This window comes from bacterium (assembly GCA_024228115.1).
GTDB lineage: Bacteria > Myxococcota_A > UBA9160 > UBA9160 > UBA6930.
Window position 1 is genome coordinate 1 of the sequence record JAAETT010000163.1, and the last position, 15229, is coordinate 15229.

15 protein-coding genes are annotated in these 15229 nt (G+C 64.5%); 6 read left to right on the plus strand and 9 right to left on the minus strand.

Going from position 1 to position 15229, the window contains the following annotated elements; genetic code table 11:
- Positions 1-111: 111 nt before the first annotated feature.
- Positions 112-735: a pyridoxal-phosphate dependent enzyme gene (locus GY937_08170; GenBank protein ID MCP5056688.1), complete on the minus strand. Its 624-nt coding sequence runs from the start codon at positions 733-735 to the stop codon at positions 112-114.
- A gap of 225 nt (positions 736-960) precedes the next feature.
- Here GY937_08170 and GY937_08175 point away from each other — a divergent pair, with 225 nt between their 5' ends.
- Positions 961-1845 (plus strand): crotonase/enoyl-CoA hydratase family protein, encoded by an 885-nt coding sequence (locus GY937_08175; protein ID MCP5056689.1) that lies wholly within the window; start codon positions 961-963, stop codon positions 1843-1845.
- On the opposite strand, the gene yghU is transcribed toward GY937_08175, so the two are convergent.
- On the minus strand, positions 1842-2684 hold the full coding sequence (yghU, locus tag GY937_08180; GenBank protein MCP5056690.1) for a glutathione-dependent disulfide-bond oxidoreductase: 843 nt from the start codon (positions 2682-2684) through the stop codon (positions 1842-1844). The genes GY937_08175 and yghU overlap by 4 nt on opposite strands.
- A gap of 178 nt (positions 2685-2862) precedes the next feature.
- Here yghU and GY937_08185 point away from each other — a divergent pair, with 178 nt between their 5' ends.
- From GY937_08185 to GY937_08200, 4 genes are all read left to right on the plus strand, one after another.
- On the plus strand, positions 2863-3531 hold the full coding sequence (locus GY937_08185) for a VOC family protein (GenBank protein MCP5056691.1): 669 nt from the start codon (positions 2863-2865) through the stop codon (positions 3529-3531).
- Position 3532: 1 nt separating this feature from the next.
- Complete coding sequence (locus tag GY937_08190) at positions 3533-4822, plus strand: FAD-dependent oxidoreductase (protein ID MCP5056692.1); 1290 nt, start codon at positions 3533-3535, stop codon at positions 4820-4822.
- A gap of 98 nt (positions 4823-4920) precedes the next feature.
- Positions 4921-5403: a hypothetical protein gene (locus tag GY937_08195; GenBank protein MCP5056693.1), complete on the plus strand. Its 483-nt coding sequence runs from the start codon at positions 4921-4923 to the stop codon at positions 5401-5403.
- Entirely contained in the window at positions 5400-7232 is a 1833-nt protein-coding gene (locus tag GY937_08200) for a hypothetical protein (protein ID MCP5056694.1), read from the plus strand. Before GY937_08195 ends, GY937_08200 begins: the two co-directional genes overlap by 4 nt.
- A 25-nt stretch (positions 7233-7257) precedes the next feature.
- Here GY937_08200 and GY937_08205 read toward each other — a convergent pair whose 3' ends face one another.
- From GY937_08205 to GY937_08235, 7 genes are all read right to left on the minus strand, one after another.
- A complete protein-coding gene (locus GY937_08205) occupies positions 7258-7848 on the minus strand; it encodes a hypothetical protein (protein MCP5056695.1) in 591 nt (196 codons plus the stop codon).
- A 312-nt stretch (positions 7849-8160) separates the two neighbouring features.
- On the minus strand, positions 8161-9477 hold the full coding sequence (locus GY937_08210; GenBank protein ID MCP5056696.1) for an MFS transporter: 1317 nt from the start codon (positions 9475-9477) through the stop codon (positions 8161-8163).
- Positions 9478-9688: 211 nt separating this feature from the next.
- Positions 9689-10537, minus strand: coding sequence for a cytochrome c (locus tag GY937_08215; protein ID MCP5056697.1), 849 nt, complete (start codon positions 10535-10537; stop codon positions 9689-9691).
- 19 nt (positions 10538-10556) lie between these two features.
- Positions 10557-11699: an acyl-CoA dehydrogenase gene (locus GY937_08220; protein MCP5056698.1), complete on the minus strand. Its 1143-nt coding sequence runs from the start codon at positions 11697-11699 to the stop codon at positions 10557-10559.
- A gap of 10 nt (positions 11700-11709) precedes the next feature.
- A complete protein-coding gene (locus GY937_08225) occupies positions 11710-12429 on the minus strand; it encodes a hypothetical protein (protein ID MCP5056699.1) in 720 nt (239 codons plus the stop codon).
- Entirely contained in the window at positions 12426-13013 is a 588-nt protein-coding gene (locus GY937_08230) for a DUF523 domain-containing protein (protein ID MCP5056700.1), read from the minus strand. The genes GY937_08225 and GY937_08230 overlap by 4 nt, the downstream gene beginning before the upstream one ends.
- 20 nt (positions 13014-13033) lie before the next feature.
- Positions 13034-14074 carry a hypothetical protein gene (locus tag GY937_08235; protein ID MCP5056701.1) on the minus strand — a complete coding sequence of 347 codons (1041 nt, stop codon included), beginning with the start codon at positions 14072-14074 and terminating at the stop codon, positions 13034-13036.
- Between the two features lie 83 nt (positions 14075-14157).
- Between GY937_08235 and GY937_08240 the strand changes: the two genes are divergently transcribed.
- The gene (locus GY937_08240) at positions 14158-15093 is read left to right on the plus strand and encodes an alpha/beta hydrolase fold domain-containing protein (protein MCP5056702.1); all 936 of its coding nucleotides are present in this window, start codon (positions 14158-14160) and stop codon (positions 15091-15093) included.
- The last annotated feature ends 136 nt before the right edge of the window (positions 15094-15229 follow it).

Below are 15229 nucleotides of genomic sequence, written 5' to 3' on the forward strand. Positions count from 1 at the left end.
ACTACCTCGCGGCTCTCGATCGCGAACTCGACACCGATCCGACCGACACCGATTCGCCGTTCTGACGAGAAACCAGCACTCGCGCGCGACCACGGCTAGATGATCAGATTTCTACGGTTTCTCGTGATCGCCAACAGCCGGTGCGCCAGCCTTCATCTGGGCATCGCATTCCAATGCGGCATGCACGTAGCCGAGCGCTCCGGTCGGCGTCGAGCCTCCCGGCGGATGCACCGCCGCCGGCTCTCCCCGACGACTTGCGGCCTCGACGCGTTCTTGGATCATTCGAGCTGCGTCCATCTCGTCATCGACCACGAAGACCTCGGCACCAAACAACTCGTCCAGAAGAACATTCCCGCTGCGCTCGTAGTCGGTGCCGGTACGCGGCACCACGCGCGGCAACACGAGTTCGCAACGCAGGCCGAGACGTGCCGCCGCCGCCGCCGTCTGGCGCGCGTGGTTGGATTGCACACCGCCCACCGTGATGACGGTTCGCGCGCCTTGCGCTCGAACCTCGCCCATCAGGTACTCGAGCTTCCGAACCTTGTTCCCGCCCATCCCGAGGCCGGTGCAGTCATCCCTCTTGACCCAGATCTCCGGGCCGCCAAGCGCTGCCGAGAGGCGGGCAAGATGCTCGAGCGGGGTGGGCGCGTGACCGAGCGGAACACGCGGGTAGGCCGCCAGGGGGCCAGCTTCGTGATCTGAAGGTTTCGTTCGTATCGACCGGTCGTCAGGCATAGAACCGGGTATCCCGGAATCCCCAAGGAAGTGCAACTTCCGGATCATCCATGAGGTGCGACTACTGAAGCGGCACGCGGCGCCCCTGGGGCCCCACGAGCGCCCTACCAGGCGTGGGCCTGCGCTCTGGCGAGTCGCCATGGTAATCGATTTGGCCTCAACTCAATACACTGTCAAGCTCAACTCCATCGGAGCAAACGAACGAGTCCCGCAATGGAGGCAAACATGAACCAAGAAGCGATTCGTACCTCGAAAGCGAATGGGATTGCGACGATCACGTTGAACCGTCCGGACAAGGCGAACACGCTACGCGCCGAAGTCATCCAGGGGCTCGACAATGCCCTTGCGGACGCCAACCGCGACAGCCAGGTCAAGGTCATCGTGCTCGAGGGCGCGGGGGACAATTTCTGCGCGGGCTTCGACTTCTCTGGTGGACTCGAGCACTACGAATCCATTGCGGAGGACGACTACGACCCCGGGATGGATGTCCACTGGGTGATCAATCGCTATTCGAGCTACCTCACCAGCTTCATGGGATTGTGGCGCGGCTTGAAGCCGACGATCGCCAAGGTTCACGGTTATTGCGTCGGGGGTGGATCCGAATTGGCGTTGTGTGCTGATCTGGTGATCGCCTCGGACGACGCGCGCTTCGGCACTCCCTACTCGCGCGTCTGGGGCTGCCATCTCACTGGAATGTGGGTCCAACGCCTCGGCCTGGCGAAGGCGAAATACTACGCACTCACCGGTGAATGGATCAGCGGCAAGGAAGCTGCCGCGATCGAGCTGATCAACTTCTCCTATCCGCTCGAGGAACTCGACGAACAGGTCCAGCGGCTTGCCGAGAAGCTCACGAACATCCCGCTGACACAATTGGCCGCGATGAAGCTCATCGTCAATCAAGCCCACGACAACATGGGCCTTCAGAGCACCCAGACTCTGGGCCCGATCCTGGATGGGATCATGCGAAACACACCCGAAGGCCGGGAGTTCGTGAACGTCGCCAAGACCGAAGGCGTGAAGGGCGCAATCACCAAACGCGACGGACCCTTTTCCGACTACAGCCAGGGAGCCAAGACGGAACAGCCGAGAAAACGCAGCGAATTGGCCTAATCCAGATCGCTGGCGGCGTGACGCTCGGGCACGCGTTCTTCTTCCGGGCCCCAAGCCTTGTTGACGCGTTGTCCACGTTGCACAGCAGGTCGTTCCTGGATTTCCGACGCCCAGCGCACGACATTCGTGTACGACTTCGCTTCGAGGAAGACCTCTGCATCGTAGATGTTGTTCAACACCACACTTCCGTACCAGGGAAAGGTGGCCATATCAGCGATCGTGTACTCGTCTCCGCCGAGGAACTTCCGCTCGGCCAGGTTCTGGTCCAGCACGTCGAGCTGGCGTTTCACTTCCATGGCGAACCGATTGATCGGGTACTCGAACTTCTCCGGCGCATAGGCGTAGAAATGGCCGAAACCTCCACCCAGGTACGGCGCGCTGCCCATCTGCCAGAAGAGCCAGGACATGCATTCAGCCCGAGCTGAAGGCTCCGTGGGAAGGAACGCACCGAACTTTTCCGCCAGATAGACCAGGATCGCCCCGGATTCGAAGACGCGGGTCGGTGGCGCCGTGCTGTGGTCGACCAGGGCTGGGATCTTGGAGTTGGGATTGGCGGCTACGAAGCCACTGCCGAATTGATCCCCCTCTCCGATATTGATGAAATACGCGTCGTACTCCGCCTCTTTGTTTCCAATCGCCAGCAGTTCTTCCAGAAGCACGGTGACCTTCACACCGTTGGGTGTCGCGAGGGAATAGAGCTGCAGGGAATGCTCGCCGACCGGAAGATCCTTGTCGTGCGTGGTTCCCGAGATGGGGCGATTGATGTTGGCAAATCGCCCTCCACTCTCGGAATCCCATTTCCAGACTTTCGGCGGGGTATACGAAGAAGAGTCACTCAAGAGGAGCCCTTTCCATCTGGCTTCAAGTCGTCGAACACTCGAAAAAGCTCGCGGAGCGCATGATCGGGCAATGTGGAGACAGAATCCAGTACGAATCCAGCGAGCATCGGCGCTTGTGACAACTCCCACCGCTAAGTGGGGCTATCCTATATCGCCCTGGCAGCCGGGCCGGCCCCCCATGCCGACGGGGTCCGGGAAGAAGAAGCCGCGGGAAGCGTATCACGACAAACCGGAGGACGAAGCGTTGGGACAAGAGAACAAGGAATTCGAGCTGCGAGGCGTGAACCATCTGGCGCTCGTTTGCAAGGACATGGCCCGCACGGTCGACTTCTACGCGAACGTGCTGGGGATGCCGCTCACCAAGACCATCGACCTCCCGGGCGGGATGGGGCAGCACTTCTTCTTCGACATCGGAAACGGCGACTCGCTGGCCTTCTTCTGGTTCCCCGAGGCGCCAGACCGCGCGCCGGGCGTCGCCTCCCCTGCCCACAACATGGGTGAAGGCTCCGTCACGACGGCCCACGGTTCGATGAACCATGTTGCCTTCGATATCGCCCCCGAGAAGATGGAGGTCTACCGGGAGCGCTTGCAGGCGAAGGGCGTCGAGGTCACGAAAATCGTCAACCACGACGGCTCGCCGATGCAGATCAGCCCAGAGGTGACGGAAGATGTCTTCATCCGCTCGATGTACTTTCTCGATCCGGACGGCGTGCTGCTCGAATTCGCCGCGTGGACACGCGACCTTCGCCCCGACGAAGCAGAGCACGAAGCGGCCACGGCAGAGGACAAGCAACGGTATCTCGAGGCTCAACGGGAGTTCATGACGCGCATGCGGGGAGACTCATGAGATGACGACCGTTCATGAGCCCGCTCGTGAGACGGAAGTCCTCACACGCTGCGACGTGCTCGTGGTTGGCGGCGGATCGGCCGGTACGGCCGCGGCGATCAGTGCGGCGCGCGAAGGTGCCCGTGTCGTCCTCGCAGAGCGCTACGGATCCTTGGGCGGCCTGGCGACGGGTGGCCTGATCGCGCTCCTGCTGACCCTCGATGACGGACTCGGCCGGCCGGTCATCGGGGGAATCTGCGAGGAGGTGACCCGCCGCATGCGGGAGAAGGGGGGTGCCTTCCATCCCCCGGCTGAAGACTGGGGCGACGAAGACCCCGAGAAGATCGATCACTACCGGAAGTGGGGGCTCGTCTGGGGTGGGGCCCGGGCCCGCCATCGGGTGCGCTACTCGGTGGCCTACGACCCGGAGGTGATGCGGCTGGTATTGAACGACATGGTGACCGAGGCCGGTGTCGACCTGGTCTTTCATCTATGGGGTGCGGATGCGCTCATCGAAGAGGGTCGGCTGAAGGGCGTCGCTTTTCAATCGAAGGCGGGCCGACAGGCGGTGTTGGCCGATGTCGTCATCGACGCGACCGGAGACGGGGACGTCTTTGCGTCGGCCGGCTGCGCTTTCGACCACGTGAGCGTCCATCCATGGCTGTGGTTTCGGGTAGGCGGCGTCCGAGATCTCGAGCGCGTGCTCGCAGAGGGAGCGCCATTCTTTCGAACGCCGAACGTGGAGCAGGTGCTGTTTCCCTGGGGCAGCGTGGCGAGCCTGGACCGCAAGATCGACGCGACGAATCCCCGAGACCTGACCTTCGCCGAGATCGAGTGCCGTCGACTCGTGATGGAGGAATTCGAGAAGCTCAAGCACTCGCGGCCCGAACTTTCCGAAACGCATATTTGCAACATCGCAACCCAGCTGGGCATCACCGAGAGCCGGCGATTGGAGGGGCGCTACATCCTGGGCATCGAGGACCGTGGCAAGCCGTTCGAGGATGCGATCGCCATCACCGGCCATTGGACGAAGTACGGCGCTGTCTACGCAATCCCCTATCGCTCCTTGCAGGCGCGCGAGTTCCCCAACCTGCTTGCGGCGGGCCGCAACATCTCGGTCGACCATCGCACCCACAACGCCACCAAGGAGATCCCGCCCTGCATGACGACCGGCCAGGCCGCCGGAACCGCGGCGGCGATGGCGATCGATCTCGGCGGAGAGCTGGAACGGGTCGACATCGTAAAGCTGCGCGAACGGCTGCGGCAGGCCGGTGGGATCGTCGACTATCCCTTCGATTCGCCCGACGCCTGAAGCCAGGGGAATCGCACGCTACAGATCATGCGAACCGGCCGACCTCGAGAGCAGCGCGGATTGAAAGCGCCTACCCTGCGACCTCAAAGGAGGTCTCCGTGAAACTCAATCGAATCCATCTTCTGGGCGTGCTACTGCTCGGACTCATCGTCGCTACCGGGACGGGGTGCAAATCCCTTTGGGCATCGTTCACCTCGCCATCGGATTCCGTCTCGGGCTCCTTCAACTCCATCAGCGGGAGCGTGGAAGCCCTATTCGACGGCATCTCCCAGTCCTGCTCCGGAACGAAGCCGTCGAAATCGGAGTTGGCCTACGGCGACGACGTGCGGGTGATGATGCGGGCCTTCGTGGAAACGGCCGAGCCCGCCGACGGACTGCTGCGCGCGATCGGACAGGTCGCTGAGCAGCACGGGATCGACGACTGGGAGGCCGAGGTCACGACCTTCCACGCGCTCGGCATGGGTTTCTCCCAGGCCGGCTTCGACGCGGACCAGACGCGGACGTATCTGGCCAGCCTGGGCCTCGCAGCGGGGGACAATCTCCACCACATCCAGGAAGGGAGTGTGGCGACCGCCGAATGAGCGGTCGGTTGATCGTCGCGTTCTGCGGGGCGTTGCTGATCGCCAGAACGGCGATTGCGGAGTCGGACACGACGGCCCTGCGCGACGAATCGATCCACTTCGTCCATGTCGAAGGCAACGTGGGCGGTGCCAGTGGTGGGCATAGCGCGCTCCGTCTGGGCGAGACCCTCTTTCACTACCAACACGACGGGGACGTATTCCGGCTGGTGCGTGAGCCCTGGACGACGTTCCAGCTCGAGTACGGCGGGTTCCAGAACAGGCCCCTGCATGTCGCGCGCGTTCCCGCCGAAGCTCGCGCACTAGAGCAGATCCAGGACCACCTGACGTCGCTGCATCTGGCGCAGGTGCGGCGGCTTCGCGAACGACTTTCGACCCAACGCGACCGCAGGCTGCTCGAAGCGCTCACCGGGCGTGCGAGCGGCGTTCCCGTGACGGCAGCCGGGCTGCTCGACCCGCAGCGCGCCGGGGATCCCTACGCTGAAGCGCTTCGGGCCCGCGTGACATCAGGCCTGCAGGGGGGGCTACCGGGGCGGCTGGTCCGTGCCGAGCAGGAGCTTCGAGATGCAACCGAGGCCCTCTGGCTTAGACCCGACGGGGCGGCCCCTTCGCGCGCCCGGGACGCCCTCGCGTTGCGTGAGGCGCTGCGAGCCCTGATCCACGGCGATGGGCTCGCAGAGGGGGTTCTCGTCGATGCTGCCCGAGTGGATGTCGAACTCTCGGCCCTGACCGGCGGCGAGCACCGGGCGTTGGCGAACTACGCGGAGCGCCTCGCGGCGCGAGCTTCAGCGTTGCTCGATTCCCCCCGGACCGACCGAGGCATCGCGCTGCTTCGGCTCCAGGCCCGGTGGCTGGCGGTGCAGCACTCGCTCGAGGAGGGCCGATGGCTCGCTCTCGATCCCTACGCGGACCGTCCGGCGACGATCACGGCGGCAGACGCCCGGCTGCGGAAGCGCGAGTTCGCAGCGCTCGCTGAGCAGGGCCGGGTGTTACTTGAAGAGCAGCGTCAACATGTCCTCGTCGGTGTACCCGAGGCCGCCGGCTTCAACCTGCTCGAAGATCTGCTCGGGAGAACCGCGGAAGCGGCCCGAGGAGCACGGGGCGAGGCGATCCGGGACGCACGGGAACGCCTGCTTCCCTCGCGGAGCAGAGAGGTCGGCATCTCTCCTGCGCCCGCAGGTCGACGCCCGGAGCGGGCATTGGCCTTGGCTCAGGAAAGGGAGCAAGCGGTCTCGGCCGACCTTCGACAACGCTACGGCTACGACCTGCTGACCCGGAACTGCTCCACGGAGCTCCAGCGGGCACTGGTCGGCGCGTTTGGCACACCCGAGGCCGAACGCCAGGCACTCGGCGGCAGCCTCACTCCCAACCAGGGCCTGGGATTCATCCCCTGGCGCTACTTCCTTCAGGTCGTCGCCCACTACCCGGTGGCCGAAGTCGAGCGCCTCCCGTCCCACCGCGAGCGCCTGCTCGCCGACCTGTACGCACGGCCAGGCCGCTGGCGGACCTACCTTCGTGAAGCGGGTGTGCTGACGTCCAGCCTCTACACGCCACGAGATCGGGACGGCAGCTTCCTCTTCTTCACCGACGATGCCCGCTGGCTACGCCCCGTCTACGGCACGGCCAACCTGCTGGCCGGCCTCGGCGACACGGGCGTGGGCGCGCTCATCGCACCCTTCGACCGCGGACGCCGCCTGCTGCGAGGCGCTCGCGGCGTCCTCTTCTCGCTTCCCGAACTCGCGTTCGGGAACATCCGCAAGGGTTCCTTCGACCTGTCGACCTTGCCGCCGCTCATGGAAGGGAACGAACACGCCGAGATCGCCGTGCCATGAAGAACTGCCCGGGGTGCGCGAACGCCTAGAGATCCGAATCCATGCGGATCACGATCCGGTCCGGCGCGACGCGCTCCGATTCCCAGACGTGACCACCTCCGGCGGCATCGTCGCAGCCGTTGATGAAGCCGTCCGTCACGTGGCGTAGCACCTCGGGGTAGGCCCCAGCCTTGGTCACCACGATGCGCAGACGTTGCTCGTTGTCCGGATCGGTCTCCACGTCCCACTCCGAGAAGTTCATCAGCGAACCCTGCAGCGTCACGATCAAGCGCATCCTGGCAAGAGCGTTCTCAGGCGTCCAGTCATAGCCGTCTCTCAGCGAATCGAGTTGCTGGTAGAGACCGCCCGCGAGCAGGCGCTGCGCGGCAGCGGCGCCGCGCTCTCGCAGCCACGGAACGCCGTCGTTCTCCGTGAGATGGAGCAACGCGTTGGTGAGGCGCTCGTAGCATTCGATCGGGTACCAGCCAAACGGATCCAGCTCCTCGCCCAGCAGGGCCAGATCCTCGGCCGTCAGGTGCTTGCCGATCTCTTCTTCCGAGACCTCTCCAACGTTGACGAGCTCTCGCACATCACCCACCAGGCTGCTGATGGCCAATCCTTTGATGGCATTCGGCACGCGATCCTCTGGGCGCTCTTTTCGACCCCCCTCGAGCGACACTTGAATGGCTGGAGTGGCCGCGAGAGGGTCTCCCAGGCCTCTACTGCAGCAAGCTCGGCAGCTCCGAGCTCGTGGCGGCGCGGATCTGGTCGAGGCGTGCGTTGCAGGCTGCCTGCGAGGGGTTGCCCTTGGACGCCAGCACATGTGAGCGGGCAAGCCGAATAGCCGGCGTTCGAGGTCCGATGAGGTCTCGCTGTGACAACTCCCGGGGCATCCCAGGTTGCTCGGACCCGTAGGGCACAGGAGTGGATTCCCCTGCGCGCTCCGAACCTATTCGCTGATGGATTCCAGTTCGCGACGGCCAGTCTCCGGGAAGAACAGCACCACGCATGCGGAGAGCAGGACGGTCAGCGCGAGCAGCGTCGTCAATTCGACGAAGTCGCCCGCCGCCACGCTTCCGAAGTACAGGATCAACAGGCCGACGGACCCGCCGAGGGCGTCGAAGATCGCGAACATCCCGGACGCGCTGGCGCGCTGCGAGGTCGGGAAGAGCTCTGTCGAAAGCGCGCGGAGGATCACGCGCCCGCCGCTCGACCCGAAGACGAATCCGACCCAGGCGATCGGCAGGACCCACGAGGGGCCGTTGTAGAAGACCGCGACCCAGAACGGCACCGAGCCCAGAAGCGTCACCCCGACCCGACGGCGGCCGAAGCGGTCCGCGAACCGGCCTCCCGCGACGCTGCCGGCGATCCCGAGCGCACCACCGATCCCGACCATCAGCGCATACTGCGTCGGCGACCAGCCGTGAACGGTCTGGGTGAAGTAGCCGGTGAACTGGAACGCCGCGACGAGACCAACGGACGAGAGGAAGGTGCCGAGCACGATGCCGAGCGTCCGGGCCGGGTAGTCGCGCACGAGGCCAATGAGCGGCGCCATCGAGTAGTTCGATCCCGAGCCGCCCTCTTGCGCGTCCGCGTGGCGTTGGAAGCGCTCGGTCTCGGGAAGCCGCCGCCGGAACCACGGGAGGAGGAGAAGCGGGATCACCCCGAAGGCGTAGAGCGCTCGCCATCCATAGGGCAGGAGATCGATCTGCGAGAAGAGCAGCATCGCGACGCCGTGCCCCGCGGCGCCGAGCGCACCGAGGACCCCGATCCCCCAACCCCGATGATCGGCGGGAAACTCCTCTGCGATCATCACGAACGCGATCGCTGACCCGGTCACGAAGAAGGTGCGCGTCGCCATCTGGCACGCGACAAACTGCCAGGACTCGACCGTGAACGCCGTGAGGAGTGTGGCGATCCCCGTCCCGGCGAGCGTCACGAGGAAGATGCGGCGGCGCCCGATGCGATCCGCAAAGGGGATCAGCGCGAACGCCGGGAGCGCACCGAGCCGGATGATCCCCAGGTAGAGACCGAAGTCGGTTTCGGCCATCTGCAACGATGCGGCGATCTGTGGCAGCGCCGCTGTCAACATCGCCAGGTCGTATTCCTCGAAGAGGAGCGCGAACGCAACGGCCCCGAGCACCTGGACGTTCCGCTCCGAAACGGCCGCCGGCATCGGCCCGAAGAAGTGGAGGATCCACCACGGGCGCTTGGCGGGTGCGTCCAACGGCGCGGGCCCGGATTGGGGGTTCGACTCGGCGTCCACGGGGCGACTTTAGCCGGATGCGATGGCTCCGCGATGCCGCGATCCCGCTTCACGCAGGGCGAACCCGACAACGACCCCATCGGGCCCGCCCCGCCGAGGGTTCCCTTGGCGATGCGCGCCCCGCCCTGTTCCGACGACCCCGGTGAGATCTTCTGCCGGGGGGCATCGAGTACCCGCAGCCGCGGGATCCAGCCAGAACGCAACCCACCGATCAGGGTTTCAGCTGGCTCCGCAATTCGCTCAAGCTGCGATGAACGCCGTGACACCCCCCGCATACGGTGGCGCCAAACGTCCCCAGATGGCGTCCCGAGAGTTTCGGGTCGTGGGGCTCGGTCAAGGAGGCACGAAGGGCCTTCAGCGGTTCGAGTGCATCCGCACCGAGGAAGCGCTCCCGGTTGGATGGATCGCGATGACATTCGTCGCAGCTCTCGCCAAGATCACGAAGCCGGGCCTCGAGGCCGATCGTCGCCTTTCGTGCTTCTTCGAAGTTTCCATCCGCGCGTGCGACCTTCAGCTCGACCAATGATCGAGACATCTCTCGCATGGCTTCGGCGTAGTCAACCTCATTCCCATTCCTTGAATCCTGCAGCCTCAGCTGGGAATAATCGGGGCTGCGATACAGCGCCACGGTCGATGCGCTCCACTTGCTGTGACAATCACTGCACGTTCGCCGCAGCTGCGTGACGCTCTCCTCTACGCTCTCCAGATCCCCAGCCGCAGCCGCATCGCGCAAGGCCTGGGTCGCGCCGAGCTCGACCTCGCCCGCCCATTCGGGAACCATCTCTGTGATCTTCGCGTAGCTCTCCTGCAGCGCCGCCGTCCATTCCACGAGCTTCTTCTGCTGCTTTCGCTCCAGATACAGCTCGACTGCACCTAGCTCCGTGCGCAGATCGAACATCAGGTGCAGCCAGACCTGACGTTCGTTCTGCGGCATGTACCACTCCGCGATCGAATCCGGTGGCAGCGCGATGTGCGCAACCTCGGGCTCCCATTCTTCGGCGATCGCCAGCTGGGTCGCCGCGAACACGGTGACCGTTATCAGGAGAAGACTGAAACGCATTCCGTGCATGGTTCCGAATTCAGCCCAGTCCCAAGCGCCGCGCGATGATGACCTTCATGATCTCGTTCGTGCCGGCGTAGATGCTCTGCACGGCGGCGTCCTGGTAGTCGCCCGAGATCGGGTACTCCTGCATGAAGCCATAGCCGCCGAAGAGTTGCAGGCATTCTGCGGCGACCTTCTTCTGGAGGTCGCTGCACCACCACTTGGCCATGCTCACTTCCGAAACGATTTCGTCACCGCGAACGTGGGCGACGAGCAGGCGATCGATGAAGGCCTGACCGATCTCGAGCTCCGTGGCCAGCTCGGCCAGCTTGAACTGGGTATTCTGGAATTGGCCGATGGGATGACCGAACGCCTCGCGCTCCTTCACGTAGGCGAGTGTGTCGTCGAGCGAACGACGTACGCTGGCAATCGAACCCACACCGATGCAGAGGCGTTCTTGCTGGAGCTTCTGCATCAAGAGCTTGAAGCCCTGGCCCTCCTGGCCGAGCAGGTTCTCGGCGGGGACGCGACAATCCTTGAAGAAGAGTTCGCTCGTGTCCTGGCCTTTGAGCCCGATCTTGGCGAGGTTGCGGCCGCGTTCGAAGCCTTCCGACTTGGCCTCGACCAGCAGCAGGCTGATACCGTCGTGGCGTTTGGATGGATCGGTCTTCGCCACGACGATCACCAGATCGCAGTTCTGGCCGTTCGAGATGAAGGTCTTGGCACCGTTCAGGACGTAGGCATCTCCATCGCGGATCGCCTTGGTCTGCACATTCGCCAGGTCCGAGCCGGTACCCGGCTCGGTCATCGCGATCGCGACCAGGCACTCGCCCGCGATGGCTGGCGTGAGATAGCGCTGCTTCTGTTCCTCGGTCCCGAATGTGGTCAGATAGGGAAGGCAGATATCGGTATGCAGGGAGGCTTGCAGCGCGTGGGCCCGCGCATAGGCCAGTTCTTCCATGATGATCGCGTCGAACAGGAAATCGCCGCCCGCGCCGCCGTAGGCCTCGGACTGGTTCGCTCCGAGGTAGCCCTCTTCGCCCATCCGCTTCCAAATCGCGCGCGGTGTCTTGCCCGCTTCGTTCCAATCGCTGATATGAGGCTCTACCTCTTCCTGAACGAAGCGCTTGAACTGCTCGCGAAAGAGCTCGTGTTCCTCGCCGAAGATGTCTCGTCGCATGGGTTTCCTCTCAGGGTAGGATTCGGGCGATGGCAGGATCGGCCAGGAGCGCCGGGCGCACGATCTCTGTCCACGCAGCGTAGCCGGTCGCGTTCAGATGCAGGCCGTCGATGCGGAAGAAGTCGTCCCGCGGTGTTCCGTCGGGACCGAGCGTTGCTGGGCCGATGTCGATCACGCCCAGGAGTGGGTCGCTGGCCGCGAAGAGAGCGACCTGCTGATTGGCACGCTCCATCTCGGGCCAGCGATCCCAACGCAGCCTCGAAGGTTTGATCGTCAGGTAGTAGATCCTGGTCTCGGGCAGTATGGCGTGAACGCGCCGCACCAGTTCCTGGAAATCCGTCAGCACGGTCTCTGCGGTCTTTCCGGTGCGCGGCGCAAGGTCGTTGTCGCCGGCATACACCACGACCGCCACGGGCCGGTAGGGATGGATGATCCGCTCGGCGTAGTGCACGACGTGACTCATCTGGGAGCCGCCGAAGCCGCGATTCAACACCGGGATCGGTGCCATGTCTTCCGCCAGGCTGGACCAGAGCCGCACGCTGGAGCTGCCGGTGAAGAGCACGACCGGATGGGCGGGCGCTGACGCCTGGTCTTCGGCCTCGAAGGCGGCGATGGCATCCTCGAAGAAGGTGGGATCCTGGCTGCGCCAGCCATACCAGCGGAGGAGACCGTAGAGGCACGCAGCCACGAGCACGACGGCGGCAAGCACTATGAGCAGAAGCCGTTTCATGAGGGTTCTCCGCAGAAGCGGCGATGATAGGCAAGGACGCGCGTCATCCACGCTTCTCTCCGCGCGGGATCTCGTAGGCGATGCTCTTCTTCCATTGGAAGCTCCGGAAAGGCGTCCTTGAGCACGGCGGCGAACAGGCCCCGACCCTTCGGACTCGGAACACCCTCCCCTTCAGGCGGGCCTTCGCCGGGCCAGACAGGAACCGCCACGAGGCCACAGCTCGGCGAGCCCCGCTTCAGGATGAAGCCGCTGAGCGAGAGCCGTGCGAGCTCCCGCACCCGACCCGCTGCGAATGCGCGCATCGCCTGACTGTGATCGCGGCCGGACGTTTCCGCAACCAGCCGCGGAGCTCCGCCGGGGACAGTATCCACGAGCCGAATCGGTTCCCGCGGAACCCCCAGGCCCAACTCCATCTCCGGACATACGGGAATCAGTTTGGCTCGGGCACCGAGGCCATCGACGAGGAAATCCTCTCGCTTGTGGCCACCGTCCCAACGCACCGTCTCGCCGAGAAGGCAGCTCGACACACCGATCCTGGGCGGTTGGTCACCCGATGCTCGCGTGGCGGATCCTGAACAGGCCAAGGGTTCGGGATTCCTACGCTCTACTCCGAGGTCGGAACGCCTTTGCGGACATCCCCATCCAGGCTGACCTCGAAGTGGGCGCTCGCCTTGCGGCCCAGGCCGGGTGTCGAGGAAACCGTGAACATCGTCACGCGAAGAATGGGCGCGCCGGCGGCCTCGACCCGATCGACCCGGGCAAATCCCAGACTCTCTGCTCCGAACAGTCGCTCCCGGCTGGAAGGATTCACCACGCGCGTATCCGACCCCGCCCCGCTGATCACGTGAAGTGCGGCGTCATCCTTCCCGTCACCAGCAAGCACCTGGAGGTTGTGCTCGTGGCCACCCAGGAACAGGTGCACGGGAACACCGGTCTGGTTGATGGCCGATCGTACACGCCGGGCGTATTTCGGATCGTGACCATTGCCCGGATCGGCAATCGGATGATGCGCAGCGAGGATCCGGAACGGCCCCTTCGAACGACGTAGTGCGCGGACCAGCCCCCCCTCGTTCTCCCCTCGCACCAGAGGCATGGACTGGAAGGGAATCAGGCTGACACCTCCCGGAAGCTCATGGAGATCCACCTGGTCCGGCATCCGCCAGCTCTCGATGTAGGTGGGAACGACTTCCTTCTGGAGCATCGGGCTCTCGCGCTCGCCGTAGTCATGATTTCCGAGAACCGCATAGAGCGGAATCGGGTGACGGCGGGCCACGGCGACATCACAATTCTCCTCGAGGCTTCCTCGCCCGCGGGAGGTGAACGTGAGGAACCGGCAATAGGGTGCGACGACGTTCGCTCGCATCCGGTCCTTCAGCTCGTCTTCTTCGACGCCATCCGGGTAGAAGTTGTCACCCAGCAACACCAGACCGTGGACCTCCGCGCTCTCGTCCTCGGCGACCAACGCTCGCGCCACCTGATACTGGGGCCGCAGCACCGCCAGGGGCCCGCCAACCGGCTGCCCCGTGTCGCCGAGCACGAGCAGGGAAAGGGGACCCGGCGCCGGGGCGGCAACGCGAGGCCGGTAGGCCAGTAGAGAGGCCACGACGATCGCGCCGAGGACCAGAAAGAAAATGATTCTTTTCACGTGGGGATGGTATCGAAGCGGAATGAAGACCCTGTGAGAGGAGCAGAAGCCGTCTCGACTCGAAACCAGGATAGACTGCTGGCATGAATGATCTCTCCGATGGCCGGGTGGGCATGATCCCCTACCGGTCGAGCAACCCCTTCGAGTTCAGCCACATCCTTCGCGGCCTGGGCGATGCGTCTCCCCAGCGTGTCTTCGGGTGGCTGCTCTGGCCCGAGCACGCCCAGACGCCCGCTCCGGCCATCGTGGCCTGCCACGGCTCGATGGGTTGGCGTGGCCACCATCACGAGCACATGGTGCGCGCCCTCGAGCAGGGGATCGCTGTTTTTCGTGTGCACAGCTTCGAGGCGCGGCAGGTCCAGAGCATCGTCGAAGACCAGATGGCCGTGACCGCCGCGATGTTGCTCGTGGATGCCTACGGCGCCCTGGAGAAGCTCGCCTCCCACCCGGAGATCGATCCGACGCGGATCGGCGTGACCGGCTGGAGCCTGGGTGGAACCGTCGCCTTGTACGCTGCCCACGAGTCTCTGCGCGAGGCCCTCGTCGGCGTGGATGGCCCCCGATTCGCGGCCCATCTCCCCCTCTACCCTGCGGCCCACGTCCGCCCGGAAGAGAAACGCTGGAGCCCGTCGCCGATCCGCGTGCTCCACGGGGCAGCAGACGACTACACACCCGTCCGTTTCGTCGAAGAACTCGCTGAGGATGTTCGCAGCGGCGGCGGTCATATCGACATCCGAAGCTATGCGGAAGCCCATCACTCTTTCGATTCCGTCGAGCCGCTCACCTGGCTCCCCGATGCCGTCCGCCTCGGCCGCAAGAGCCTCACCCTCGCCGAGGACGGCGACATGTACTTCACCAGCTCCGATGGAATCCGCCATTCGGTTGCTGAGCCCGAGGAACGCCGTGGGAGTTTCGAGAAGGCGAACATCCGGGGCGCCCATGTCGGAGGGAATTGGGATGCCCGCCGCCAGGGCTTCGCAGACGCGGATGGCTTCTGGAAGGAGCACCTGCTCTCCTAGCCCGGAAAATTCATGAAGAAGTCTCGTTCTTGAATTGAAGAAGGCCCCAGTTGCGGTAGAAACGTGTTGCGACACCCGTTTCCCCTCAACAAGGGCCCCTTCATGAAGCCGGATTCTACCGCACAGACTGTCACCT